Annotated in this window: 23 protein-coding genes; 6 read left to right on the plus strand and 17 right to left on the minus strand. The window is 73.1% G+C overall.

Annotated elements, in window-relative coordinates; translation table 11 throughout:
• Positions 1–3 precede the first annotated feature (3 nt).
• The 6 genes from AC5R91_RS12195 to AC5R91_RS12220 form a co-directional block, all read right to left on the minus strand.
• The gene (locus tag AC5R91_RS12195; RefSeq protein WP_495397263.1) at positions 4–1,158 is read right to left on the minus strand and encodes an acyl-CoA dehydrogenase family protein; all 1,155 of its coding nucleotides are present in this window, start codon (positions 1,156–1,158) and stop codon (positions 4–6) included.
• Positions 1,145–2,677, minus strand: coding sequence for an aldehyde dehydrogenase family protein (locus AC5R91_RS12200; RefSeq protein ID WP_495397264.1), 1,533 nt, complete (start codon positions 2,675–2,677; stop codon positions 1,145–1,147). Before AC5R91_RS12200 ends, AC5R91_RS12195 begins: the two co-directional genes overlap by 14 nt.
• A 172-nt stretch (positions 2,678–2,849) precedes the next feature.
• Positions 2,850–3,341 carry a flavin reductase family protein gene (locus tag AC5R91_RS12205; protein ID WP_495397265.1) on the minus strand — a complete coding sequence of 164 codons (492 nt, stop codon included), beginning with the start codon at positions 3,339–3,341 and terminating at the stop codon, positions 2,850–2,852.
• A gap of 125 nt (positions 3,342–3,466) precedes the next feature.
• The gene (locus AC5R91_RS12210) at positions 3,467–5,107 is read right to left on the minus strand and encodes an AMP-binding protein (RefSeq protein ID WP_495397266.1); all 1,641 of its coding nucleotides are present in this window, start codon (positions 5,105–5,107) and stop codon (positions 3,467–3,469) included.
• 82 nt (positions 5,108–5,189) lie between these two features.
• Positions 5,190–5,765: a ketosteroid isomerase-related protein gene (locus tag AC5R91_RS12215; RefSeq protein ID WP_495397267.1), complete on the minus strand. Its 576-nt coding sequence runs from the start codon at positions 5,763–5,765 to the stop codon at positions 5,190–5,192.
• A 105-nt stretch (positions 5,766–5,870) separates the two neighbouring features.
• On the minus strand, positions 5,871–6,335 hold the full coding sequence (locus AC5R91_RS12220) for a ketosteroid isomerase-related protein (protein ID WP_495397268.1): 465 nt from the start codon (positions 6,333–6,335) through the stop codon (positions 5,871–5,873).
• Positions 6,336–6,678: 343 nt separating this feature from the next.
• Here AC5R91_RS12220 and AC5R91_RS12225 point away from each other — a divergent pair, with 343 nt between their 5' ends.
• On the plus strand, positions 6,679–7,896 hold the full coding sequence (locus tag AC5R91_RS12225; RefSeq protein ID WP_495397269.1) for an acyl-CoA dehydrogenase family protein: 1,218 nt from the start codon (positions 6,679–6,681) through the stop codon (positions 7,894–7,896).
• A gap of 21 nt (positions 7,897–7,917) precedes the next feature.
• On the opposite strand, the gene AC5R91_RS12230 is transcribed toward AC5R91_RS12225, so the two are convergent.
• From AC5R91_RS12230 to AC5R91_RS12245, 4 genes are all read right to left on the minus strand, one after another.
• Positions 7,918–9,177: a helix-turn-helix transcriptional regulator gene (locus AC5R91_RS12230; protein WP_495397270.1), complete on the minus strand. Its 1,260-nt coding sequence runs from the start codon at positions 9,175–9,177 to the stop codon at positions 7,918–7,920.
• Positions 9,174–10,409 carry a helix-turn-helix transcriptional regulator gene (locus AC5R91_RS12235; RefSeq protein ID WP_495397271.1) on the minus strand — a complete coding sequence of 412 codons (1,236 nt, stop codon included), beginning with the start codon at positions 10,407–10,409 and terminating at the stop codon, positions 9,174–9,176. The genes AC5R91_RS12230 and AC5R91_RS12235 overlap by 4 nt, the downstream gene beginning before the upstream one ends.
• Before the next feature lie 444 nt (positions 10,410–10,853).
• Positions 10,854–11,783: an enoyl-CoA hydratase/isomerase family protein gene (locus AC5R91_RS12240; protein WP_495397272.1), complete on the minus strand. Its 930-nt coding sequence runs from the start codon at positions 11,781–11,783 to the stop codon at positions 10,854–10,856.
• 129 nt (positions 11,784–11,912) lie between these two features.
• The gene (locus AC5R91_RS12245; RefSeq protein ID WP_495397273.1) at positions 11,913–12,413 is read right to left on the minus strand and encodes a winged helix-turn-helix transcriptional regulator; all 501 of its coding nucleotides are present in this window, start codon (positions 12,411–12,413) and stop codon (positions 11,913–11,915) included.
• A gap of 110 nt (positions 12,414–12,523) precedes the next feature.
• On the opposite strand from AC5R91_RS12245, the gene AC5R91_RS12250 reads away from it, so the two are divergent.
• The 4 genes from AC5R91_RS12250 (at position 12,524) to AC5R91_RS12265 (ending at position 16,640) form a co-directional block, all read left to right on the plus strand.
• Positions 12,524–13,069 (plus strand): nuclear transport factor 2 family protein, encoded by a 546-nt coding sequence (locus AC5R91_RS12250; protein WP_495397274.1) that lies wholly within the window; start codon positions 12,524–12,526, stop codon positions 13,067–13,069.
• A gap of 74 nt (positions 13,070–13,143) precedes the next feature.
• Entirely contained in the window at positions 13,144–14,673 is a 1,530-nt protein-coding gene (locus AC5R91_RS12255; protein WP_495397275.1) for a cytochrome P450, read from the plus strand.
• A gap of 65 nt (positions 14,674–14,738) precedes the next feature.
• Complete coding sequence (locus AC5R91_RS12260) at positions 14,739–15,524, plus strand: TIGR01458 family HAD-type hydrolase (protein ID WP_495397276.1); 786 nt, start codon at positions 14,739–14,741, stop codon at positions 15,522–15,524.
• A 297-nt stretch (positions 15,525–15,821) separates the two neighbouring features.
• Positions 15,822–16,640, plus strand: a complete 819-nt coding sequence (locus AC5R91_RS12265; protein ID WP_495397277.1) for an arsenate reductase/protein-tyrosine-phosphatase family protein — start codon at positions 15,822–15,824, stop codon at positions 16,638–16,640.
• Here the strand turns inward: AC5R91_RS12265 and AC5R91_RS12270 are convergent.
• The 6 genes from AC5R91_RS12270 to AC5R91_RS12295 form a co-directional block, all read right to left on the minus strand.
• The gene (locus AC5R91_RS12270; protein ID WP_495397278.1) at positions 16,558–17,040 is read right to left on the minus strand and encodes an SRPBCC family protein; all 483 of its coding nucleotides are present in this window, start codon (positions 17,038–17,040) and stop codon (positions 16,558–16,560) included. The genes AC5R91_RS12265 and AC5R91_RS12270 overlap by 83 nt on opposite strands.
• 161 nt (positions 17,041–17,201) lie before the next feature.
• Positions 17,202–17,654, minus strand: coding sequence for a hypothetical protein (locus AC5R91_RS12275; RefSeq protein ID WP_495397279.1), 453 nt, complete (start codon positions 17,652–17,654; stop codon positions 17,202–17,204).
• A 218-nt stretch (positions 17,655–17,872) separates the two neighbouring features.
• Complete coding sequence (locus tag AC5R91_RS12280; RefSeq protein WP_495397280.1) at positions 17,873–18,565, minus strand: hypothetical protein; 693 nt, start codon at positions 18,563–18,565, stop codon at positions 17,873–17,875.
• Positions 18,558–19,520 (minus strand): ATP-grasp domain-containing protein, encoded by a 963-nt coding sequence (locus AC5R91_RS12285; protein WP_495397281.1) that lies wholly within the window; start codon positions 19,518–19,520, stop codon positions 18,558–18,560. The genes AC5R91_RS12280 and AC5R91_RS12285 overlap by 8 nt, the downstream gene beginning before the upstream one ends.
• Positions 19,517–20,578, minus strand: coding sequence for a hypothetical protein (locus AC5R91_RS12290; protein WP_495397282.1), 1,062 nt, complete (start codon positions 20,576–20,578; stop codon positions 19,517–19,519). Before AC5R91_RS12290 ends, AC5R91_RS12285 begins: the two co-directional genes overlap by 4 nt.
• Positions 20,579–21,348: 770 nt before the next feature.
• Complete coding sequence (locus AC5R91_RS12295; RefSeq protein WP_495397283.1) at positions 21,349–21,828, minus strand: MOSC domain-containing protein; 480 nt, start codon at positions 21,826–21,828, stop codon at positions 21,349–21,351.
• Positions 21,829–21,995: 167 nt separating this feature from the next.
• Here AC5R91_RS12295 and AC5R91_RS12300 point away from each other — a divergent pair, with 167 nt between their 5' ends.
• Complete coding sequence (locus AC5R91_RS12300; protein WP_495397284.1) at positions 21,996–22,775, plus strand: enoyl-CoA hydratase; 780 nt, start codon at positions 21,996–21,998, stop codon at positions 22,773–22,775.
• A 149-nt stretch (positions 22,776–22,924) separates the two neighbouring features.
• Here the strand turns inward: AC5R91_RS12300 and AC5R91_RS12305 are convergent, their stop codons facing one another.
• The gene (locus tag AC5R91_RS12305) at positions 22,925–24,472 is read right to left on the minus strand and encodes an acyl-CoA synthetase (protein WP_495397285.1); all 1,548 of its coding nucleotides are present in this window, start codon (positions 24,470–24,472) and stop codon (positions 22,925–22,927) included.
• Positions 24,473–24,486: the final 14 nt, after the last annotated feature.

Genomic DNA, 24,486 nt, shown 5'->3' on the forward strand with positions numbered 1-24,486 from the left:
TCCTCAGTACGAGCGGGGCAGGCCGAGACCGTGCTGGGCGACGTAGTTCAGGATCATCTCCCGGCTGACGGGAGCGATCCGCAGCGTGCGGGCCAGCCCCCACAGCGGCACCAGGCCGTACTCGGCGGACATCCCGTTGCCGCCGTGGGTCTGGATGGCCTGGTCGACGGCGGCCAGCGCCGCCTCCGCCGCCGCGTACTTGGCCGTGTTCGACGGTTCGCCGGCGGGCAGCCCCCGGTCGTGCGCCCACGCGGCGCGGCGCGTCATCAGGGCGGCGAGCGAGGTCTCGATCCGCGCCTTCGCGAGCGGGTGGGCGATGCCCTGGTAGGCGCCGATGGGCTGGTCCCAGACCCGCCGGTCGCGGGCGTAGGCCACGGCGCGGTCCAGGGCGTACCGGGCGATGCCGACGCACAGCGCGGCACCGGTGATCCGTTCCGGATTCAGCCCGTGGAACACCTGGCGCAGGCCGTCACCCTCGGTGCCGACCAGCGCCGCGGCCGGCACCCGCGCGTCGTCGAGGAACAAGGTGAACTGGCGTTCGGGCAACTGGGCCGCGACCGGCAGCGGGTGCGCGGTCAGCCCGGGGGTGTCGGCCGGGACGACGAACAGCGACAGGCGGGCCCGCCCACCGCCCTCGTCGACGCCGGTGCGCGCCACCACGAGGACGGCCGCGGCCTCGTCGAACCCGGAGATGTAGTACTTCTGGCCGGCGAGCAGCCAGTCGTCGCCGTCGCGGCGCGCGCTCGTCGTCAGGCGATGGGTGTTCGACCCGGCGCCCGGCTCGGTGATCGCGAAGACGATCTTGTGGCTGCCGTCGGCGAGGCCGGGCAGCCAGCGTTCCCGCTGGCCCTCGTCGCCGAACCGGGCGATCACCTCCCCGGAGATCGCCGCCGAGACCAGCAGGAGCAGCAGCGGGCAGCCCGCCGCGGCGCTCTCCTCGCAGACGGCGGCGAGCTCCACGATGCCGCCGCCGCCCCCGCCGTAGCGCTCGGGCAGGTTCACGCCGAGGAAACCGGCCTCGGCCAGTGCGCCCCACGCCTCGGCGGTCGGCGTGCGGGTCGCCGCCCGCTCGGTGTAGTAGGCGCCGCCGAACGGTTTCATCATCACGGCGACGGTCTCGCGCAGGGCCGTCAGCTCCGCGCTCTCAGCGAAATCCACCGTCGCCCCCCTCCGCAGGCGCGCCGAGCACCAGCCCGAACGCCGGCCGGTTCGCCAGGCCGCCGGCCCGGTCGAGCGTGATGATCTTCTGTTCGGTGTAGGCGTCGAGCGCGTCCGCGCCGCCCTCGCGGCCCAGGCCGCTCTGCTTGGTCCCGCCGAACGGGTAGGCGGGGTGGATGACGTGCCAGTCGTTGACGTAGACCATCCCGGCGTCGAGCCGGCGGGCCACGTCCAGCGCCCGGTCCTCGTCGGCGCTCCACACCCCGGCGGACAGGCCGTAGTCGCTGTCGTTGGCCAGCGCCACCGCCTCGTCGACGGAGTCGTACGACAGGACGGTCAGCACCGGGCCGAAGACCTCCTCGCGGGCGATCCGCGCCGTGGCGGCGACCCCGGTGACCACGGTGGGTTCGACCCAGTACCCGACGTCGAAGCCGGGTCCGGTCGGCGTGGCGCCGCCGAGGGCGATCGTGGCCCCCTCGGCGCGGGCGGCGGTGAGGCGGCCGAGGATCCGGTCCCGCTGGCCGGCGCTGATCACCGGTCCGACGTCGGTCGCCGGGTCCAGCGGGTCGCCCAGGCGCAGGCCCTTGGCGCGGTCCACCAGGGCCTCGACGATCTCCGCCCGCCGGTTGTTCGGCACGAGCAGGCGGGTGCCGGCCTCGCACGCCTGCCCGTTGTTGGCCAGGGCCGCGTACAGGGCACCGTCCACCACCAGCGCCAGGTCGGCGTCGGCCAGGATGATGTTCGGACCCTTGCCGCCCAGCTCCAGGGTCACCCGCTTCACCGTGCCGGCGGCCGCGCGCAGGATGGCGCGGCCCACCTCGGTCGAGCCGGTGAACGCCACCTTGCGCACCGCCGGGTGCGCGGCGAGGTGGGCGCCGACCGGCTCGCCGTCGCCGGTGACGACGTTGAGCACGCCCGGCGGCAGGCCGGCCGCCGCGAACTCGGCGGCCAGCTCCAGCGGCAGCAGCGGAGCGTGCTCGTCGGGCTTGAGCACGACGGTGTTGCCCGCGGCGAGCGCCGGGGCGACCTTCCAGATCGTCACCAGCAGCGGGATGTTCCAGGGCACGATCGCGGCGACGACGCCGAGCGGTTCGCGCCGCAGCAGGCCGGCGGTGGGCAGCGGGTCCATCGCCGGGCCGGCCCGCTCGAACGCGTAGGAGCCGGCGAGATCGGCCAGGTAGCGCAGGTGGGCGATCGACAGGCCCAGGTGCAGAGCGGTGCTCACCCGGATCGTGGCGCCGTTCTCCCGGCTCTGCAGCGCCGCGAGCTCGGGCAGCCGAGCCTCGAGCCGGTCGGCGACGCGGTGCAGCAGCGCCGCCCGCTCGGCCGGGGGGGTGCGCCGCCACTCCCCCGCCACGTGCGCCGCCGCGGCGGCGTCGACCGCCCGGTCGACGTGCGCGACCCCGCCCCTCGCGGCGGTCGCGACGAGCTCACCCGTCGCTGGGCTGCGCAGGTCGTACCGATCGGCGGTGTCGACCCACTCCCCGGCGATGAACAGCGGGTGGTGCGGTACGCCCATCGTGCCTCCCCCTCCTCGATCTGGTCCGGCGGTTGGTCCAGGACCGGCGGTTGGTCCAGGACCGACGGTTGGTCCAGGACCGACGGTTGGTCCAGGACCGGCGGTTGGTCCAGGACCGACGGTTGGTCCAGGACCGGCGGTTGGTCCAGGACCGACGGTCATGCCGGTGCGGTCAGTCCACCGGCAGTAGCTGCCGGTAGCGGCTGCGGTAGTAGACGAGCGGGCCGTCCTGCTCGCCGGCCCGCACGCTCTCGACGTGGCAGGTGACGATGTGGTGGTCGCCGCCGTCGTGGATCGCGGCGACCCGCGCGCCGATGTGGGCGGCGGCCCCGGCCAGGGCGGGTGCGCCGCCCGGCAGCGGCGTCCACGCGACGCCGGCGAACTTGTCCGCGCCGCTGCGCGCGAAGCCCGCGCTGAGCAGGTCCTGATCGGCACTGAGGATGTTGACGCACAGCCGGCCCGCGCCCGCCACCGCCGGCCACGAGGTCGACGACCGTCCCGGACAGAACAGGATCATCGGCGGGTCCAGCGACAGTGCGGTGAACGACTGGCAGGTCAGCCCGACCGGCCGGTCGCCGGCCAGCGCCGTCACCACCACCACGCCGGTGGCGAACCGGGACAGCACGTCCCGGAAACTGGCGGCATCCGGCCCCGTCCCAGGCACGGGTCCGGGTCCATGGCCGGGTCCGTGGCCGGGTCCGGGTCCGTGGCCGGCTCCGGTCATACGCATGCGCACAGGCACAGGCTGGTCTCCTCCCGACGGGACCCAGGCGCGGCTCGGCACGGCGATCAGCCGACCCGGCGGGCGCGGCCGGCCCAGTGCGGCTCGCGGATCGCCCGCTTGTCGACCTTGCCGGCCGCGTTGAGCGGCAGGCCGGCGCGGAATTCGATCGACTTGGGCGCGGGCACCCCGCCCAGCTCCCGGCGGACGTGGGCGATCAGGTCGGCCTCGGCCACCTCCGCCCCGGCCCGGACGACGACGACCGCGTGCACGGCCTCGCCCCACTTGGCGTGCGGCACGCCGATGACGGCCGCCTGCGCGACCGCGGGATGGGTGAGCAGCACGTCCTCCACCTGGCGCGGGAAGACGTTGAACCCGCCGCTGACCACCATGTCCTTCTTGCGGTCGACGAGATAGAGGAAGCCGTCGTCGTCCAGGCGGCCGATGTCGCCGGTGTGGACCCAGCCGTCGCGCAGCGCCTCGGCGTTGCGGGTGGGATCGAGGTAGGTCAGCATCTGCCCGAGCTGGCGTGAGCAGATCTCCCCGGTCGCGCCGATCGGCAGCGGCCGGTCGGCCTCGTCCTGGATGCTCACCCGCACGTACGGGATCGGGCGCCCGGCGGAGGCCAGCCGGCGCAGGCCGGGCTCGCTGTCGACCCGGTGGTCCTCCTTGCGCAGACAGGACACGTACCCGGGCTCGGTGCCGGCGTAGGCCTGCACGAAGATCGGGCCGAACACGGCGAGGGCCTCGCGCAGGCGCTCCGGGGCGATCGGCGCCCCGGCGTAGATCATCGTGTGCAACGAGGAGAGGTCGTAGGACGCCCGGTCGGGATGGTCGAGCAGCAGATACACGATCGTCGGCACCACCGCCGTGGCGGTGACGCGCTCCCGCTGCACCGTGCCCAGCAGCAGGTCCACGTCGAGCCCCGGCAGCATCACGTTCGTCCCGCCGCGCAGGAACGTCGGCATGACGAAGATCTGGGTGAAGTGGGTGAGCGGCGCGCCGTGCGCGAACACCTCCCCCGGGCGGATGTCGCCGATCTCCAGGCCGGCCGTGATGCTGTAGTGCGCCCAGGTCTCATGGGAGGTGACGACGCCCTTCGGCTCGCCGGTGCTACCGGAGGTGAACAGCACGTACGCCTCGTCGTCCTCGTTCGGCGCCGTCGCGGGCGGGCCGTCGGGCTGGGCGCCGAAGTACGCCGCGTAGTCGAGGCGGCCGAGCCCGGCGGGGGCCACCGGCTCGACGGGACCGGCGGGGCCCACCGAACCGGCCAGATCCGTCGGACCGCCCGGATCGGCCGGTGGCGGTGCGCTCGCGGCGAGCCGGATCAGCCGGGGCCGTTCCGGCAGGCCGGCGAGGGCCTCGGCGACGACCTCGTCGAACCGTTCGTGGTAGATCAGCGTGGTCGCCCCGGTCTGGCGCAGCGTGGCCCGGTGCCCGGCGGCCGCGGCCCGCGCCGGCATCTGCACGAGCGCCGCTCCGGCCTTCCAGATGCCGTGCTGGGTCGGGATGAACTCCAGCACGTTGGGCAGCAGCAGCCCCACCCGGTCCCCGCGGCCGACACCGAGCGCGGCGAGGCCGTGCGCCACCTGGTTCGCGCGGTCCCACATCTGCCGGTAGGTGAGCCGCCGGTCGCCGTCGACGAGCGCCGTCGCCCCCGCGTGGTAAAGGCACGCCCGGTCGAAGACCTCGGGCAGGGTGCCCCACATGACCGATCCCCTCCTCGCTGACTCGTCGCCCGGCCGCCACCCGTCCACCCCATCCGTCGCGCCCGCCACCCCTCTGCCCGTCTCAGCCACCAGCGCCGTTGACGGTGGCTGAGACGGGGGCGGTGGTGGCGCCGACGCCTGGGGCGGCGCCCGGGACCGCGGTGGCGTCGGCGTCGGCGTCGGCGTCGGCGACCCAGTAGTGCGGGGTGAGCACCGGCAGGCCGAGCTGCTGGAGCACCGGGGTGTCGTTCCAGTTGGTCAGCTCGCGGTCGATGCGGCCGTCGGCGTCGAGCTGGTGCCAGGTCTGGCCGCGGGTGGCCAGGGAGCGACCGCCGGTCGGCACCCCGCGGAAGCCGGCGAGATGCTCGCCCGTCCAGCGCCACAGGATCGTCACGGCGCGGGCGCCGGCCCCGCCCGTGGTCTCGATGGCCTCGAGCACGTCGAAGCGGTGGATGCCGAGGCCGTTGGCCGGATCACGGTTCGCGAAGGGGGCGAGCCGCTCGCGCAGCTCCGTCCGGTCCGTGGCCGTGTCCACGACGTGGTCGACCGCCCGGCGGTCGTCGTAGAGGACCGCGTCGGCGTAGAGCGCGACGGCGGCGTCGGTGTCGGCGGTGATCGCCCGCGCCCATCGCTCGGCGTGCTCGGTCGCCTGGCTCATCGGTTCTCCTTTCGCGCCGGCCGGGGCCGGTCAGTGGGCGGCGGCTCAGGGGACGCCGGCTCGGTGGGCGGCGGCTCAGAGGACGGCGACTCAGAGGACGGCGACTCAGGGGGCGGCGGCCAGGACCGGCGCGGTGATCCCGCCGTGTACCGACACCGGCAGTCCCAGGGTGTGCAGCGGCGCCACGGCGTCCCAGTAGGTCGACTCGCGCCGGATGCGGCCGTCGGCGTCGTAGACGTGGAAGGTCTGGCCGGAGGTGGCGAAGGGCCGCCCGCCGGTGGGGACCCCGAGAAAGGCGGCGGACCCGTCGGGTTCCCAGGTCCAGCGGATGAGACCGCTGCGGGCGTCGCCGATGTACTCGTCGATGCGGAACACGTTGATGCCGATGCCGTTGCCCCGGTCCGCGTTGGCGTACGGGGCGAAGACCCGGTGCAGCTCCGCCTTGTCGGTGATGGACTGGTCGAGAATCAGGTCCTCGAAGAGAAACTCGTCGGCATACAGTGCACACACCTTCTCCGCGCTCTCACGGAATGCCTTGAGCCATTGCACGGCGAAACGGTAGGAGGACATCGGACAACGCTCCCTGTCGGCGCTTCCCGCCGACCGACGGCTTCCCCCGCGGTCCGGGGGAATCCCGTGGTTCGGTGGCCTCAACGTTAGGTCCGGGCCGGCGTCACCGCGTCATCCCTCGGGGGTAAAGACCCCGCCCCTTGGGGTGAATGCGACCGGCTGGTGCGCAGCGGGCGCCGGAATGCGGGTCGGCGCGGCGGCGATGTCACCCCGTTGAAGGGCGGAAGTTCTCCCGCAGGGAGATTCCGGCCCGCGCCTGCCGAGCTACGTTTCGCTCGATCGGGACGCATTCACCGGGGCGTGTTCACCGGGACACCGTCGACGACGAGGAGTGTGCTGCGGCATGGGAAAGCACCACGTGGAGATGACGCCGGACGAACAGGCCGACGTGCTCGCGACGGCCCGCGCGCTGGCCGAGGAGTTCGCCGCGGCCGGGCCGGCGGCCGACACCGACAACCGGTTCCCCACCGAACTGGTGCCGCGTTACCGGGACAGCGGCCTGGTCGCCCTCTCGGTGCCGAAGAAGTACGGCGGGCTGGGCGCGGACATCTGGACGACCACCCTGGTGTCGAAGGAGCTCGCCAAGGGCGACCCGGCCATCGCGCTGGCCTTCAACATGCACCAGACGATGATCGGGATCTTCCGTGGGCTGCTGGACGAGCCGATGCGTGAGCGGGTGTTCGCCGAGGTCGTCGACGAACGGAAGATCGTGTGCGGACCGTTCAGCGAGGACCGGGCCGGCCTGACCGGTCTCGCCGACACGAGGGCGGTTCCCGACGGCTCCGGCGGCTGGCGGATCTCCGGCCGCAAGACCTGGGCCACCCTGTGCCTCGGCGCCGACCTCGTCGCCTTCAACGCGACGATCACCGACCCCGCCGGCGAGCTGCCGGCGGACTTCACCGACCACGCCGCGCGCGAGGCGGTGTTCGTGCTGCCGATCGACAGCCCCGGCATCAGCGTGGTCGAGACCTGGGACACGATGGGCATGCGCGCGACCGGCACCCACACCCTCGTGTTCGACGGCGTCGCGGCGCCGGCGGACGCCTACGGTGGAAACTTCCGAAACGGGTTGTTCGGCGAGTTCGAGTGGGCGTCGATGAGCTTCGCCGGGGTTTACTGCGGCCTGGCCGAGAAGGCGTACGCGGCGACCCGGGAGATCCTGCGCAAGAAGTCCCTGGGCGCCACGATGGAGGGCTCCGACGTCGCACTGAAGGGCATCGGCTACATCCAGCACGGGCTCGGCCGGATGCTGGTCGACACGGAGACGGCGGCCCGCGCCCTGGAGACGACCGGGCGCATCCTGCTCGACGGCCGGGACGCCGAGTGGAGTCCCCTCGCCCGCACAGGGTTACTCGACGTCACGAAGGTCGCCACCACGGAGGCCGCGATCCGGGTGACCGACACCGCGCTGCGCCTGGTCGGCGGGTCGGCGTTCCGGCGCGGGCACGTCCTGGAACGCCTCTACCGCGACGCCCGCGGCGGACCCTTCCACCCGCTCACCACCGACCAGGCGTACGACCTGCTCGGGCGCGCCGAGCTGGGGCTGCTCGACGGCGCCTGACGCGCATGGCGGTCGCCGGGCTCAGCCGCGCAGGCCGGGCCCGGCGAGCCCGAGCGTCGTCGCGATCGCCTGCGCGCGGTTCACCGCGCCGAGCTTGCGCAGGATGTGCTTCACGTGCGTCTTCACGGTGTCCTCGGTGATGACCAGGGCGGCGGCGATCGCGGCGTTCGCCGCCCCCGCCACCATCAGGTCGAGCACCTGCGACTCCCTGGCCGTGAGGCCGTCGCCCGGCCGGGCGGCCGCGGCCGGCGCCGCGGCGGGGGGCATCGCCCCGAGTGCCGCCCGGGGCGACAGGTCGAGGCCCGCGTCGCAGAACGCGCTCATCGACTCCACCGCCGACGACAGGATCATCCGGGCCTGGTCCCGGCCGGCGCGCAGCCGCTCGGCGAGCACGGCCCGCTCGTAGAGGTGGCTGAACCCGTCGGCGAAGGCCCACAGGACGTCGCGGTCGAAGGCGTCGACCCGCCGGGTGGCGGGATGGTGGTCGGCGTGCAGGAACCCGACGACCGAGGTGCCCTGCAGCAGCGGGGCGACGACGTAGGACGCGGACCGGCCCGACTCCACGATGATCGGCCGGTGGACGACCGCACTCGCCGTGTCGAGGACGGCGACCGGCCGGCCGTCGGCCAGCAGCCCGGCCTCCGGGGTGCGCCCGCGCAGCGGGATCGGCTGGTCCACCCAGCCGGCGAACCACGACTCGAACTCGTCGCCGTTGCTGAAATGCGCCATCCACGGCCACCAGGCGCCGTCCTCGACCCGGGACAGCACCGCCCGGCCGAAGCCACAGCGCCGGACCAGCTCCTCACACGCCTCGTCCAGCAGCGGTGTCGATCCGGGCAGCGAGCGCAACCGAGCCAGCCCCGCCGAGACGGCGCCGAGCCGGTGGTGGCGCGCGTCCCGCTCGAACTGCCCGAGGTCGAAGGCGAGCTCGTGCAGGTCGAGGACGAGCAGGCACAACCGCAGGCCGCCCTGCGCCGGCACGCCGTGGGCGGCCGCCCCTGCGGACGAGCCGTGCGCGGGGGCGGCCACGGTGGGGTCGTCCGGGTCGCGCAGTCGTGCCAGGCAGCGCTCGGCCAGCTCGATGGCGTCCTCGACGGCCGGCGACGCGGGGCTGGCCGAGCCGTCCGCCGCGGCGGACGGCTCGGCGTCGAGGGCCTCGTGCACCCGCCCGGACAGGGCGGCGAAGCGGGCGGCGAGCTCGCACCCGCGCCGCCGGCGGTCACGATCGGCGGCGGCCGCGGCGAACACGAGCTGCCGGCGGTTGCCGGCGGACGCGCTCACAGCGCCCGCTGCGCGACGCGGGCCAGGTGCAGGTATCGGGCGACCGCCTCGGAGCGGTTCGTCGCCCGCAGCTTGCGCAGGATGTGCTTGACGTGGGACTTCACGGTGGTCTCGGAAACGGTGAGCGCGGCGGCGATCTGGGCGTTGGTCGCCCCGCCGGCGAGGATGCGCAGCACCTCACGCTCGCGCGGGGTGAGCCCGGCGAGTCCGGCCGCGGCATCCGCCGCGTCCACCCCTGCCGCCGCGTCGCCGGCCGGGGCGCCGCCGAACCCGAGGGGCGGTGCCAGCGGTGCCAGCGGTGCCGGTGGTGTCGGTGGTGCCGCGGGCAAGGGTGGGCGGCCGAGGCGCACCGGCGCGGCGCCGAGCCCCGCGGTCGTTGCGCGCACGGCATGCAGGGCCTGCGCGATCCGATCCCGCTGCAGGTGCGCACGCTCCATCAAGGTGATCCGTTCGAGGAGCAGGCCGAGGCCGTCGGCGAAGGTCTGCACGTGGTCGCGGTCGGCGGTGCGCAGCGGCCGGCCCGAGGGCTGGGCGTCGGCGTGCAGCAGGCCGAGGACGGCACCGCCCGCGACGATCGGCGCGGCGACGTACTCCTCGTCCTCGTCGCTCCCGGCGAGCTCGACCGGCGGCCCCAGGACCCGGCTACAGGCGGAACGGGCATGGCGCACGAGCACCGCCGACCGCCGGCGAACGAGCTCGGCCTCCGGCATCGCGGCCGTCAGGGTCACCTCCGCGTCTTGCAGGGACTCGCCCGGCACGGTCCCGACGCTCGGCACGGTCCCGACGCCTGATACCGCCACGTGCAGCGCGATCGGCAGCCAGCTCGACCCCCGCACGCCGGAGATCAGCGCGCGATCGAACCCGGCGGCCGCGCACAGCGCCGCCGGCGCGGCCGCGGTCACCCTCGCGGCACTCGGCTCGCGGCGCAGCGCGGCGAGGCACTCGTCGATGCGCCGCCGGACCGCGGCCGGGTGCGCCGCCAGGTGCACGCCCACCGCCGACTGGGCCGGACCGAGCTCGGCCAGCAGCTCACCGATCCGCCGGAAGTGGCCCGCGGCGAGTTCCGCACGCAGTTCGGCGTCGGCGCCCGGCGCGGCCAGGCGGTCGAGCCGGGCCGTGAGCGACGCCGACGCCCCGCCCACCGCGGCGGAGCGCAGCGCGCACACCAGATCCCCGCGCCGCCGCCGGATCTCCTGCTGTATCGACACGAGCGAGGGAGCGGGCGATGTCAAGGCGGTGTACCTCCCCGGTCCGCGAGACCCCGCCGGCCGCACCTGCGCCGCTTCCTCGACGTCGCCGAACAGCCCCGCCGAAAGGCCGGCCGGAAAGCATGGAAGCAAGCCGTCGGATTTACCGACTAAAGACTAGGTGACGCAGCTCACGCCGTCAAGCGGAATGGTGTCCACGGCGAAGGGCGACGTACCGCCGCGATTTCGGGGACGCGCGGAAGCCACCGCACCGGCACGCCGAGATCGGCGGCTCGGCCGGTTAGCGACACGGTCAATCGGCCCGCCGCCGGGCGGCTGCGCAATTCGGCCGGATGGTGAATCCGCCCCGGATGCATTCGGCCGGTCGGCGGTCCCGCCGGGCCGCATTCGGCCGGACGACGAATGACGTATGACGGACGACGAATGACGGGCGACGAATGACGGGCGGGGACGACGGACGACGGGTCGTCAGGTTCTCGCCGCGCGGGTCGCGGCCAGGCTCGCCCGCAGCGACGCCACGGCGGCGGCGGTGTCCGGATGGCCCATCAGCAGGGCCTGACCGCGGGCCTCCGTCTCCAGCGCCGACCACAGCGACGGGGCGTCGGTGCTGGCCGCCAGTGCTCGTTTGGACAACTGCACGCCCAACGGCGGATGGGCGGCGATCTGCCCGGCGAGGTCGAGCGTCTCCGCCAGCAGGCGGCCGGCGGGCACCGCCCGGTTGGCGAGCCCGATTCGTACGGCCTCCTCGGCGCCGACGGGGCGCGCCGTGTACATCAGCTCGGCAGCGAGGCCGCGCCCGACGATGCGCGGCAGCAGCCAGGAGGCCCCCAGGTCCCCGCCCGACATGCCGATGCGCACGAAGGCGACCTGGAAGTACGCCTCGGCGGCCACGGTCCGGATGTCGGCGATCAGGGCGAGGCTCACGCCGCCGCCGATCGCCGGACCGCCGACCGCGGCGAGCAGCGGCTGCGGCAGCGTGTGCAGCGCCAGCAGCATCCGGTTGGCCAGGTCCTGCAGCGCCAGCCCGCCGGTGGCTCCGAGCGCCGGAAACTCGGCGGCGCCGTCGAGGTCGTACCCGGAGCAGAAGCCCCGGCCGGTGCCGGTGAGCACGACCGCCCGCACCGAGGCGTCCACGGCGAGCCGCTCGGCGACGGTGCGCAGCTCGCGGAGCATTCGCCGGTCCAGCGCGTTGAGCCGCTCGGGACGGTGCAGCCGCACCAGCGCGACCCCGGGTCGCGGCCGGTCCACCCGCACGGTCGCCAGGCCCGCCAGCTCGGGGTGCGGCCCGTCGCCCCGCTGTTCGCCGGAGCCCGACCCGTCGACCGCTGCCTCCTCGACCGCTGCCTCCTCGGCCACCGCCTCCTCGCTCACCGTCTCCTCGATCACCGCTTCCTCCATCACCGGCACCTCGACCACCGCCCGTCGAGGATGCCCGGTCGCCCCCGGGTCGCGCATCACCCCGGCGGACGCTGTCCACCCTCCGTCCGAGGGATCCGCCGCGGACGATCGCCTCCGGCGGCGGCCGGGTCAGCCCGGACGACCGAGGAGGTCGGGGAGCACCATCGTCCCCGGCGCCCGCCGGCCGCCGGGGCCAGGCCGGGGGCGCACGGCGTCGGCGGTGACGGGCTCGCCGCAGGCGGAGCAGTGCACCGTGGGGGTGAACTCCTGGCCGCACCGGTCGTGCTCGAACCGGATCGGCGGGCCGCCCTCGGGTGTCGCCCAGCGATCCCCCCAGGCGGTCATCGCGAGGAGCACCGGAACGAGGTCGCGCCCCGCGTCGGTCAGCTCGTACTCGAACCGCGGCGGGCGATCGGCGTACCGCACCCGCCGGACCACTCCGCCGGCGACCAGCTCGGCCAGCCGGGAGGTCAGCAGGTTACGGGAGATCCCCAAGTCCGTGACCAGCTCGTCGAAGCGGCGGATGCCCAGGTAGAGGTCGCGCAGCACCAGCGGGGACCACCAGTCACCCACCACCTCCAGAGTCCGGGCGAGGGAACACTGCATGGCCGCGAAACTCGTCTGCCGCATGGCCCGAGCCTAGCGGGTTGCACTATTGAACTTACTGCGGCTAGCGTGTCTCTCGCCGCGGCCGGCGCCACCGCCGGGACCCGCGGGTCCCAGGGAAAGCAGGAGGGCCGATGTACCACCGCATCGTGGCGGGCAGGGTGCGCGCCGCCTTCGCCGCCATCAACGCCGGCGACTGGGAGTCGATGATCGCCGGAATGGCGCCGACGTTCACCTACCGCTTCTACGGGGACCACGCGCTGTCAGGCGAGCGCCACACCACGGCCGCGCTGCGGCTGTGGTGGCAGCGCACCGAGCGCCTGCTGCCCGGCACGGTCTTCCGGGTCGACGACGTGCTCGTCGCCGGATGGCCCTGGTCGACCCGCATCGCCACCCGCGTCACGGTCGACGCCGGCCTGCCGGACGGCTCCCGCTACGGCAACGTCGTCATGCAGTTCATGCGGATGCGCTGGGGGAAGATCACCGAGGTGCGGACCCTGGAGGACACCGCGGTCCTGGCCCGCACCCTCGACCGGCTGGCCGCCACCGGCATCACCGAGGCACACGCGGCCCCGATCACCGACGCCACGATCACCGACGCGGCCGCCGCCACGCCGACTGCCGCCCCGGGTACGGCAGACCCGGCCGCAGCCACGCCGGACCGCCCCCGGCCGAGGTGACATCCCGCTCACATCTGCCTCGCATCCCGGCGGGCCATCCTGACGAGGGTCGGGCCGTCCGAGGAGGTAGCGCAATGATCGTGTCAACGGAACATCCGGGTCCGCGGGTGGCACCACGCCCGGCGGGTGAGGTGCCCGGACCGGCCGGCGGCGGGCTGGCGGCCCTGCGCCGGATGCGGTCCGATCCCCTCACCCGGTTCCTCGACCTGCGCCGCGTGTACGGCCCGGTGGTACACCTGGCCGCCTGGCCCGTGTCGGCCTATCTGGTCAGCGACCCGGAGGCGATCGCCGACGCCCTGGTCGGCGGCCACCGCGCCTACGCCAAGGGGGCGGCGCGGCGCGGTCGCGGCGGGCGCCTGACGGTCGTCCAGCCGCTGTCGCTCCTGCTCGGCCGGGGGCTGTTGACCAGCTCCGGGCAGACCCACCGCACGAACCGGCGGCTCATGCAGCCGCTGTTCCACCGCCGGCGGATCGCCGGCTACGGCGCGACGTTCGCCGCGATCGCCGACTCCACCGCCCGCCGGTGGCGCGACGGCCAGCGCCTCGACGTCCACGCCGAGATGTCCGAGATGACGTTGGAGATCGTCGCGCGCACCCTGTTCGACGTGCCGCTCGACGACGCCCTGATCGAGGTCGTCCGCACCGCGCTGCACGAGAACATGCCGGCGGCGGGTCGCCGCGTCGTGCCCGGCTTCGCCACCGCCGAGCGGCTGCCGCTACCCGCCGCCCGCCGCCGGCGGGCCTCCCGCGACGCCCTCGACCGCATGGTCTACGGCCTGATCGCCCGGCGGCGGGCGGGCGGCGCCACCGGCGACGACCTGCTCTCCCTGCTGCTGTCCACCCAGGACGCCGAGACCGGCGCGCGGATGGATGACACCCAGGTCCGCGACGAGGCGTTGACGCTGCTGCTCGCCGGGCACGAGACCACGGCGAACGCGCTGTCCTGGACGTTCCATCTGCTCGGCGCGAACCCGCAGGCCGAGCGGGCGTTGCAGGCCGAACTCGACACGGTGCTGGACGGGCGGCTCCCGACGATCGACGATCTGCCCCGGTTGGCCTACACCCAGGCGGTGCTGAACGAGGCCATGCGGCTCTACCCGCCGGTCTGGGCGATGGGCCGACACCTCACCGAGGACCGCCAGGTCGGCGGGCACCTGCTGCCGGCCGGTTCCACGCTGCTGTTCAGCCAGTGGGTGGTGCACCGCGACGAACGCTGGTGGCCGGACCCGGACCGGTTCGATCCGACCCGCTGGCTGCGCCCCGACGCGGCGACGACCGACACCGGCTCCAGCTTCGGCTCCGACACCCGCAGCGGCTCAAACACCGGCACCGGCACCGGCGGCGGCGGCACCGGCGGCGGCGGCACCGGCGGCGGCGTGGCGCCCGAGCGCCCGCGGTTCGCCTACTTCCCGTTCGGTGGCGGTCCCCGCCAGTGCATCGGCAACACCTTCGCGCTGGCCGAGGGGGCACTGGCGCTCGCCGCGATCGCCCGGCACCGGTCGCTGCGGCCCGTGCCCGGCCTCGACGTCGTCCCCCACCCGCTGGTCACGCTGCGCCCGCGGGACGGGCTGCCGATGACCGCGCATGCCCGGCGGCCGAGCTGACCGGACCAGTGCGCGCCGCCCGGCGCCGGCCGGCGGATGCGGCGGACTCGGTAGCGTCTCGGCGTATGGGGCGCATCCGAACCGTGCTCATCGACATCGACGGCGTGCTGACGGTGTCCTGGCAGGCGCTGCCCGGCGCGCCCCAGGCGCTGGACCGGCTGCGGGCGGCGGGGCTCGGCGTCGCGTTCGTCACGAACACCACCTCCCGCGACCGGGTGTCGATCGCGGCGGCGCTGGTGGCCGCGGGCTTCACGGTCGACCCCGGCGAGGTGTTCACCGCGCCCGCCATGGCCGCGTCCTACCTGCGGCAGCATCACCCGGCCGCCCGCTGCCACGTGCTCAACAGCGGGGACATCCGCGCCGATCTCGACGGGGTGGCGTTCAGCGTGCCCGGCGAACGGCCGGACGTCATCGTGCTGGGCGGTGCCGGGCCGGAGTTCAGCTACGAGGCGGTCAACCAGGTCTTCGCCTGGGCGACGGACGGCGTGCCCCTCATCGCGCTGCACCGCAACCTGTTCTGGCGCACCGGCGACGGCCTCCAGCTCGACACCGGCGCCTACCTGCACGGTCTGGAGCAGGCGCTCGGCCGGCCGGCGGTCGTCGTCGGCAAGCCGGCGGCGGAGTTCTTCGCCACCGCGCTGCACGCGCTCGGTTCGCGGCCCGCGGAGTCGGTGATGATCGGTGACGACGTCGAGCACGACGTGCTCGCCGCCGCCCGCCACGGCCTGACCGGGGTGCTGGTCCGCACCGGCAAGTTCCGGTCCGACACCCTTGCCGCGGCCTCCGGGCGTCCCGACCACGTCATCGACTCGTTCGCCGACCTCCCCGCACTGCTCGACGGTCTCGGCTGAGCCCGGCCGGCGCGGTCATCGGCCGGTCTCCACCGCCGCTGCGGGGATTCACCCATGACGGCCCGGCACATGCCTGTAAGATGGGATGAATGCCTAAAATTCATGCGTGGACACCACGAACCGGCGACAGTGCGCGGACGCCCTCGGGCGGCGCGGCTCAGCACCGGGCGAGACACCCGTCCATGCGGGCGGCGGCAGGGGCGCCGTCACCCTCGGATCAGCCTGCGGGGGGTTCCGCCGGGCCGATCGGCGGCGCCATTCCTGGCGCGCCCCGCATCCTCTGACGCCGTGGCCCCGATGACCGGGCGCTCGCCGTCCGACTCGTTGTCCGCTTACTCGTCGTCCGCCGACTCGTCGTCCGCCGACCCCACCCCACTGCGACCCGCCCACCCCGGGGTGCCCGTGCAGCGCCCGCCCGAGGTGCTGTTCGTGTGCGTGCACAATGCGGGGCGCTCGCAGATGGGTGCCGCGCTGCTCGACCAGCACAGCCGCGGCCGGGTTCAGGCCCGCTCCGCCGGCCCCGCGCCCGCGGCGACCCTGGGTCTGCCGGTGGTCGCGGCCATGGCCGAGGTCGGCATCGACCTGTCCGGCGCCTGCCCGACCCGGCTCACCGACGACGCCGTGCGCGCCGCGTCGGTCGTCATCACCATGGGCTGCGGCGACACCGTCCCGATCTACCCGCACACCCGGTACCTCACCTGGGAGCTCGACGACCCGGCGGAGAAACCGCTCGAGGACGTCCGGCCGATCCGGGACGAGATCGACTCCCGAGTGCGCTCCCTGCTGTACAGCCTCGGGGTCGCCGCCCGGGTCGGCCTGCTGCGCGACCGGCCCGACCCCGACCTGCCCGACCCCGACCGGCTCGACCTTGACCAGGCAGACGGCGACCAGCCGGACCTGGGTGAGCACCAGCCGCCCGGCAGCTCGACCGGGCCGCGTCGCCTGCCCGCCGCCCTGCCCCGGCCACGCCCGCACCGGACCGCCTCGCCCGGCCAGCCGACATCGCCCGGTCCTGACCGCGCGACGCCGGCGGTCAGCCGGCCGGCGCCGCGACGACGCGGGCCAGGTTCTCCAGCGACTTCTCCAGGGACGCCACCGGGACGACCGGCCAGGTGATCCGGGCCTTCCACCGCTCGGGCGACCCGCTCCAGTCGCAGTAGGACGTCACGTCGGTGGTGGTCGCGTCGACGGGGTCGAGCAGGTAGCCGTAGACGTGACCGACGTTCGGCATGCCGACCCCCGCGACGCCCCATTCAAGCTGCGCGTCGCGGCTGAACCTGGTGACCGTGTTGATCACCTTGTAGCGGCCGAGGGGGACGTCGCCGAGCGGCTCGCGGTCCATGTCCATCTCGAAGGTGTCACCGACCTGCTCGAGGCGCTTGGCGTCGACCGGGGCGACGAGCATCCCGGAGCCGTCGATGCGCACATGGCCGTGCGGGTCCGTGATGAGTGCGAAGATCTCTCTCGCGGCGGCCGGCACCCGCCGCTGGACGGACACACGCTCGGAGTCGGACATCGGCATCCTCCACGGATCACCCGGGCCGGCGACCGCCCGCCGGTGGTGACGCTGGTCCAGCGCCGTTCCCTGTGTATGCCGCCGCGGTGCCCGGGAACAAGCGATTGCCCGCGCCCCGGCTCCGGCCTGTTCGGCCCGCGTCCCCGCCGCCCGTCCGGCCGCTATTCGGCGGCGATCCGGCCGACGTGGGCGACGGTGCAGGTCAGCTTGGTGTCGCTGGGGACGTCCGCGCCCACCGGCCGGATCGTGAACGTCTTGCGGGCGCCGGAGTCCACCCTGAACAGCGACGCCAACCCGCTTTCGATCTTGCTGTCATTGGCCTTGACGTCGACCTGGATGACGTAGTTCGACCGCTTGGACGAGCCGTTGTTCACCTCGCCGGTCACCACCGCCCGGTGGTTGTCGGGGTCGCGCACGCAGCCGGTGATCCGGACGTCCGCCGCCGCGCCGGACCCGTCGGAGGAGCACCCCGCCGCCACCGCCCCGAACCCGACGGCGAGCCCGAGCGCGAGCCCGCCCGCCAGCACGCGACCGGCCGATCGGGCGGGCCGCTCGGGGCGAGCGGACAGACCGTCCTCCGACCACGGAACGGCGCAAATCTGTGAAGATGGCACCGGCTAAGCCTACGGCCCCACTCCGCGGCGAACAGGCCGCGCCGGGTTCCCGACCTGTCGCCTCCCGGACTGTTTGAGCGCCCGGCGCAGCGGACTGGCCTTCGCCGCCCGCTGGACCGGCGCCGGCGATGCCGGCACCACAACGACGAGGTCGTCAGCCGACCGGCTGACCGTCGCCGGAATCCGTCTGCTGAGCGCTGCTTTCCTGGGCAACGAGATCATGTACCGACATGTTCAGTTCCTCCCCATCCCGCTATTCTTCGGATATAGGTGATCGTACCCGAGGTGTCCGCCGGAGATCGCAGGGCAGTCGAAATACGCGACAGCGGAACCACCCAGTTCCACCGGGTCGGCGGCCCCGGATCCTGGACCACGGCGCACTGCCCGACAAGGCCGGTGACCAGCACCATGTGCCCCTCGAAACCGTCACGTTCACGCTCGGCCAGCACCGCCGCGTCCAGGCTCAGGAGCGGAAGCCACCGCGCTCCGATGCGGTCCGTAAGACGGCTCGGGTCGGGAATCCCGGGCACAAAGGTGACATTACCGCTTGCGAGACATCGGGCGATCGCAGCGCCCTCACTAGAGAAGTCGCTGATGGCGAGGAAATACTCCAGCGTCTCCTCGTCCAGACCGGAGCGCCGCAGCTCCGCTTCCGCGTCCCGCATCAGCGCGACGGCGTCGAGTGCGTCCTCGTGTCGGACCTCATACCCGTTCTCCCCGAGCCAGGCGAGCATCGAATATGGCCAGGTCTCCACCCCGGCCCGGAATCCGGTGATCTCATCGGCCCGCTCCAGGGTCAATTTCTCGGAATGACCGAGAACCTCCAGAGTCATGATCAGACTGGCCTGCGCACAGTGCAGTGCGTCGGGCGAGTTCGGGACATAGTGACGAATCGCAAAGGGGCTATCCATCGGTACTCCTGCCTAGCCAGGTCGCCAGGATCCAGGACGTGAGGTCAAAACCGAACTGGTTTTCGAGGTACCGCCATGATCCGGTCGGATTGATGTCGGTCAGCCAGCTCCGTCCGCTCCCGTCCACCACCATGTCGAAGCAACAGTAATGGATTCGAAGATTCCGCGCGATCTTCCGCAGTGCGGGCGCGAAGTCCGGTACGTCGGTCGTGACGCTGGCCCCCTGCGACGCTCCGGGAAGGCGCGAGTCCGCCGACCCCGCCGCCACCTGAATCCGAACGGTCAGAATGGCATTGTAGACGCAGTAACAACGGTATTCGACCGAATGTGGAAGAAAACTTTGAAAAATGGTCGGAGTGTCGAGCAGCCCAACCCTGCGAATCTTCGCCAGCGCGGCGTCGGTCAGGAGGGTGGTATTGAAGTACCGGCCCGGCGAGACCTCCTGCCAGGCATTGATCGATTTCACCACGATGCGATCGCCGAGGACCGCGACGTCGGCGTCGAGCAGCTCGTTGGTGATGACGGTCGGCGGTATCGCGAGTTCCGGACAGGAGCGCGCGGCGCACTGCAGGAGAGCGATCTTACGATCCTGGAGCAGGTCGGCATCGGGGTGAATCAACCAGGCGGCCGGGGTGTGCGCCGCGGATCGGACGAGGACCGACCGGAGCAGGGCATTCCACTCACGCTCCCCGAACTCGTCGCCTTCGGTATCGACCATGCTCGGTCGGTTGACCGCCATCGGCAGGCAGAGCACGTGCCGATAGTCGGCGAGCGGGTAGCGGCGGCCGTCGAGCCCGAGCTCCATCGAGGCCAGATCGCCGTGGATCCGGTATCGCCGGCGGGCGAGTCCGAGCCATAGCACCTCGCAGGTCCGGCCGGCCGCGCCCAGCACGGCGGCGCAACGCGCCACGTGCTGGTCGTCATGCCGGCCGATGACCAGCACCTCCGCGGTCATCCGGAGCGGTCCTGCCAGGTGAGTTCCACAGCGTTGCCCGGGCTGACCCAGGAGCCGACCTCCAACTCGATCACGCCGAGGTCGTCATGCCGTCCGACCGTCATCCGCCGGCCGAGGCGCGGCTTGAGTTCGAATGCCAGCCGATCACCGTCGGGGAAGGCGGAGTAGTCGAACTGAGCCCTGCGCAGAAAAAGCGGCCGAGCAGCGCTCCAGTAGCAGTAGCGCGTCGCCCGGGTGATCTCCTGGTCGGAGATGATGCGCCAACGGGTTGGGCTGGCGTCGGTATTCTCGTCACTGGCGTAGATCCGCAGGTCGTCGGCTGCGTCCCCCGTCTGCTCCATACGCTCGCGCACTTTCTCGGCTTCCACCTCACGCAGTGGGAGCCCATGCCAGGCCCCGTTGCGGCGCAGGCTGACCAGGATCATCTCGACCGACCAGCCGGCGGAGGGTACGAAGACGTCGGTGATCTCGGGATGCTCCTGGCAGATACCGTCCGCCAGGGTCTCGTCGGCGGTGACCGCCATCTCGACCCGGCGCATGCGGGCGGTGAACTCCATCACCGTCCTCATGGTGATCAGTTCGCGGTTCGCGTGATGCCCGCGCAGCGTGATCGCCAGGTCGTAGTCCAGCCAGGGCTGCGCGCCCGACAGGGACGTCTTGCCGAGAAAGAGGCGCAATGCCGTCTCAACCGCAGGACAGATCACTTCTCGCTCCAACTGTTCCATCCGGCGGGGACTGTAGGCGAGACCCGGCGCACCGGACCGATGCCTGGGCATCGCCTCTGCCATGAGCCGTAGAATGCGCTGCCGGGTTATCCGGGCCGGATCCGCGACCGATGCACCGAGCATGATCTTGACGACGGGCAGCAGATTCGGTGGATCGAGATTCGCCGTCGCGGCATCAACCAGAAGCTGACGCACCAGTCGAGGCCCATCGGCCGGCTGGCAGCCGGCCAGCGGCGGCCAGTTGGATTTCAGCCAGTCGACGAAGTGCGGCGCTTCGTTCAGCGAAGCCGCCAGGCATCTACCCCGCAGCACGGCGAGCAACTCCTCGTTCACGACCTCCCCCGAAAGTACTGCGAAACCACCGCGCAGGAAGATGCGCCGTCAGATGGTCGCCACTTTCCCACCCGGCCGCGCACCATACCGGTATGCGACTCACCCTTACCGACGAAGCCGCGCGGCGCTCGCGTCCACGGCCGATACTCGTCCTCCTGGTCGCCGTCCCCGCGGGCGGGCCCGGGTCCGGTCCATCGTTCTACCTCCTGTTCGCGTTGCAGCTAGTGATGGTCCTCGCCGAGGTCTGGCACGGCTGCCGCTACCACCGGTCGGCGAAAGGCGACCTGGCCCCACGTCGTTCCGGCGATTCCCAGCGCCCGCCCGCAGCCTGACGTCCGGTCGGAGGATCTCCGCGGGTAGATTCCCGCCTGCCCCGCCCCGCGCACGGTGGGGCAGCGGGGCGGCGGATGGTGCCCCTGGCGGCCGCGGCGTCCGCAATTGCAGTGGGGTGCACTCCGACCTGGACCTGCCGGCACACCCGCGCACGCCATCGCCGCCCCCGGCAGTGGAATTGTCGTCGTGCTTAGACTAACCAGTCGGCACGCCCGGTGTCACGCGTTTCCGGCGCGCGTTCGCGACCCGACCGCCAAGGAACACGCGTGACCTGCCGGAACGCAACACCCGCCGGTGAACCGACCAGGGAATGCGAACCGCCCCGACAGGACTTCAATTCGATGGCAGTGCTTGCCGATTGTAAAGAATAAGACGAGAAGCAAACCGTCGCCGGTCAGGATTTACTGTGATACAGCGGCGAGGCCGGTCCGCCCAGTTCAGGGAGTGGGCAGCGGGACGACGGCGGCGCCGAGCTCGACCGTGCCCCCGCGCACGACGTCGGCCCGCAGGCCGCCCCGCTCGGCGAGGGCCCGCCACAGGCCCGGGCGGTCGAGCAGGCGTTCGAGGTAACCGCATGGCGGGCACGGCCGCGCGCCGTACAGCACGACGTCCCCGACGCGGAACTCCCGGCCGATCAGATCCGGCAGGACGATCCCCTCGGTCACCAGGTTGCGCCGCGTCTCGTGTTCGGCGAGCGTGACCCGGCCGTCCTCGACCACGGCACGGACCGCCTCCCGGGCGATCAGCGTCACCGCCCGCCCGGAGCCGCTCCACCCCGAGTACGTCCCGGTGCCCGTCGCGTACCGGTCCCCGTCCAGGCCCCGGCCCTCGACTACCCGCGCCCGGCAACGCGCCCGCATCGCCGCGCCGGGGCCGGTCGCGGTGTAGATGCCGACCAGGCGACCGCCGCGGTCCATGCTGGCGACGCTACTCCCCGGATACCCGCGCGGCCGCCTCTCGCGGCGGCCACCGCCGCCACCTCCCGCCGGGACCTCTGCCGCCACAACCGCCGCCGGCTCTGCCGCCACAACCGCCGCAGGTGGGAAGGGTCGCGGCTGTGACGGGGCTGGGAAATACTCCTCGAATGAGTGAGATCCTGATTGCCGAGACGCTCGGCACCACGCGCCTGATCACCATGAACCGGCCCCAGGCCCGCAACGCGCTCGGCGGTGGGCTCGTCACCGCGCTGTATTCGGCGTTAGTCGCCGCGGACGAGGATCCGGACGTGCACGTGGTCGTCCTGACCGGCGCGGACCCGGCGTTCTGCGCCGGCGTCGACCTCAAGGAGGCCGCGCGGGACGGCAAGAAGTACTTCGACCAGTTCGAGGGCACCAACTGCGTCGGCCAGGTCGCGCGGATGCGGACCCCGGTCATCGGCGCCGTCAACGGGCCGGCGTTCACCGGCGGTCTGGAGATCGCGCTGGGCTGCGACTTCCTCATCGCCTCCGAGCGCGCGGTGTTCGCCGACACCCACGTGCGCGTCGGGGTGCTGCCCGGCGGCGGCCTGACCGCGCACCTGCCGCTGTTCGTCGGCGTCGGCAACGCCCGGCGGATGTCGATGACCGGCGCGCTCGTCGACGCCGCCGAGGCCCTGCGCATAGGGCTGGTCACCGAGGTCGTGCCGCACGGGGAGTTGCGCGACCGGGCGCTGGCGGTGGCCGCGTCCGTGGGCGAGGTCGACCCGCGGATGATGCGCGGGCTGAAGAAGGTCTACGCCGACGGCATCGCCACCTACACCGGCCCGGCGAGCGCCGCCGAGGCGCGCGGCACGATCGAGACCCCGCCGGCGTTCGCCGAGATCGAGCAGCGCCGAGTCGAGGTGATGGCAGGCAACCGAGCGCGACTGGGCGCCGACCGCGGCTGAGGCGCCGTCGGCCGGCCGGCCGCCGCCGAGGGGCACAGCCGCGCTGAGGGGCGCAGGCGGCGCTGAGGGGCGCAGGCGGCGCCGGCCGACCAACCGCGGCGCGCAAGCGCAGGTGGCGTCGCCGGCTGACCGCGACGCCGAGGCGCCCCTCAGCCGGCGTAGCGCTCGCGCAGCCGGATGCGCTGCAGCTTGCCGGTGGGCAGCCGCGGCAGCTCCTCGACGAACTCGACCGTGCGCGGCACCTTGAAGCCGGCGAGCCGCTCGCGGCCGAACGCCTGCAGCTCGGCCGCGAGTTCCGCACCGACGACCGCCTCGGCGGCCGGTTGGACCACGGCGAGCAGCCGCTGCCCCATCTCCGCGTCCGGCACGCCGATCACCGCGACGTCGGCGACGGCGGGGTGCAGGATCAGCACGTTCTCGATCTCCTGCGGATAGAGGTTGACCCCACCGGAGATGACCAGGTCGGTTCGACGATCGGCCAGGTAGAGGTAGCCGTCGGCGTCAAGGTGGCCGAGGTCGCCGAGGGTGAGCCAGCCACGGTCGTTGTAGGCGGCGGCGGTCTTCTCCGGGTCGTTGTGGTACTCCATCCGGGTCGGACTTTCGAAGTAGACTCGGCCGATCTCGCCCACGGGCAGCTCCGCGCCGTCCTCGCCGACGATGTGCACGACCCCGATGACGGGCCGCCCCACCGAGCCGCGGTGGGTGAGCCATTCCTGCGAGGTCAGCGCGCACATGCCGCCGCCCTCGCTGCCGGCGTAGTACTCGAAGACGATCGGCCCGAGCCAGTCGATCACCTGCTGCTTGACCTCCGGCGGGCAGGGCGCGGCGGCGTGCACGACCAGGCGCAGGCTGGACAGATCGAAGGCGGTGCGCTGCGCGGCGGGCAGCTTGAGCAGGCGGACGAACATCGTCGGCACGACCTGGACGTGGGTGACCCGGTATCGCTCGATCGCCCGCAACGCCTCGACCGGGTCGAATCGCTCCATGAGGACGACCGTGCCACCGAGACGCTGGGTCGCGGTGCTCCAGCCCGTCGGCGCCGCATGGTAGAGCGGCGCCGGGCACAGGTAGACGCTGTCGGGGCCAAAGCCGAACGAGCCGACCATCGCGCGGTCGATGGCCAGCCCGGTGCCGAACGGTTCGAGTGGCAACGCCGGCTCGATGCCCTTGGGCCGGCCCGTCGTACCCGACGAGTAGAACATGTAGATGCCCTCGACCTGGCCGGCGGGCTCGCCGTCCGGCTGGCCGGCGAGGGCGGCGCGGTGGTCGAGGATGCCCTCGGCGAGCTCGGCGGGCCCGGCGTCGATCATGACGATGTGCTCCAGCCGGGCGGCGGACTCCCGGACCCGCTTGACGATCGGGGCCAGCTCGGCGGAGGTGAACAGCACCCGCGCCCCGCAGTCGTCGACGATGTGGGCGGTCTCCTCGGCGGTGAGGTGCCAGTTGACCGGCGTCCAGTACAGGCCGCTGCGCTGCGCGCCCCAGGCGACCTCGAAGTACTCGGGCCGGTTCGGCAGCAGGATCGCCACGTGGTCACCGGGGCGCAGACCGTAGCCCGCGAGCAGGTGCGCGACCTGCCGGCTGCGGCGTTCCAGCTCGCCGAAGGTGAGCTGCGCGCTGCCGTCGGCCATCACGACGGCCAGCCGGTCCGCCGGATGCTGGGACGGCTCGCCGAGCATCGCCGCGACCTCTGGCATGTGACCCTCCCTGT

The sequence above is a fragment of the Frankia sp. BMG5.60 genome (assembly GCF_059428125.1).

Coding starts and splice junctions, on each gene's coding strand:
- AC5R91_RS12200 (WP_495397264.1), bottom strand. CDS start 2,677: ATGGGCGTACCGCACCACCCGCTGTTCATCGCCGGGGAGTGGGTCGAC.
- AC5R91_RS12210 (WP_495397266.1), bottom strand. CDS start 5,107: ATGTGGGGCACCCTGCCCGAGGTCTTCGACCGGGCGTGCCTTTACCAC.
- AC5R91_RS12215 (WP_495397267.1), bottom strand. CDS start 5,765: ATGAGCCAGGCGACCGAGCACGCCGAGCGATGGGCGCGGGCGATCACC.
- AC5R91_RS12220 (WP_495397268.1), bottom strand. CDS start 6,335: ATGTCCTCCTACCGTTTCGCCGTGCAATGGCTCAAGGCATTCCGTGAG.
- AC5R91_RS12225 (WP_495397269.1), top strand. CDS start 6,679: ATGGGAAAGCACCACGTGGAGATGACGCCGGACGAACAGGCCGACGTG.
- AC5R91_RS12240 (WP_495397272.1), bottom strand. CDS start 11,783: ATGGAGGAAGCGGTGATCGAGGAGACGGTGAGCGAGGAGGCGGTGGCC.
- AC5R91_RS12245 (WP_495397273.1), bottom strand. CDS start 12,413: ATGCGGCAGACGAGTTTCGCGGCCATGCAGTGTTCCCTCGCCCGGACT.
- AC5R91_RS12250 (WP_495397274.1), top strand. CDS start 12,524: ATGTACCACCGCATCGTGGCGGGCAGGGTGCGCGCCGCCTTCGCCGCC.
- AC5R91_RS12255 (WP_495397275.1), top strand. CDS start 13,144: ATGATCGTGTCAACGGAACATCCGGGTCCGCGGGTGGCACCACGCCCG.
- AC5R91_RS12260 (WP_495397276.1), top strand. CDS start 14,739: ATGGGGCGCATCCGAACCGTGCTCATCGACATCGACGGCGTGCTGACG.
- AC5R91_RS12265 (WP_495397277.1), top strand. CDS start 15,822: ATGACCGGGCGCTCGCCGTCCGACTCGTTGTCCGCTTACTCGTCGTCC.
- AC5R91_RS12270 (WP_495397278.1), bottom strand. CDS start 17,040: ATGTCCGACTCCGAGCGTGTGTCCGTCCAGCGGCGGGTGCCGGCCGCC.
- AC5R91_RS12280 (WP_495397280.1), bottom strand. CDS start 18,565: ATGGATAGCCCCTTTGCGATTCGTCACTATGTCCCGAACTCGCCCGAC.
- AC5R91_RS12285 (WP_495397281.1), bottom strand. CDS start 19,520: ATGACCGCGGAGGTGCTGGTCATCGGCCGGCATGACGACCAGCACGTG.
- AC5R91_RS12295 (WP_495397283.1), bottom strand. CDS start 21,828: ATGGACCGCGGCGGTCGCCTGGTCGGCATCTACACCGCGACCGGCCCC.
- AC5R91_RS12300 (WP_495397284.1), top strand. CDS start 21,996: ATGAGTGAGATCCTGATTGCCGAGACGCTCGGCACCACGCGCCTGATC.
- AC5R91_RS12305 (WP_495397285.1), bottom strand. CDS start 24,472: ATGCCAGAGGTCGCGGCGATGCTCGGCGAGCCGTCCCAGCATCCGGCG.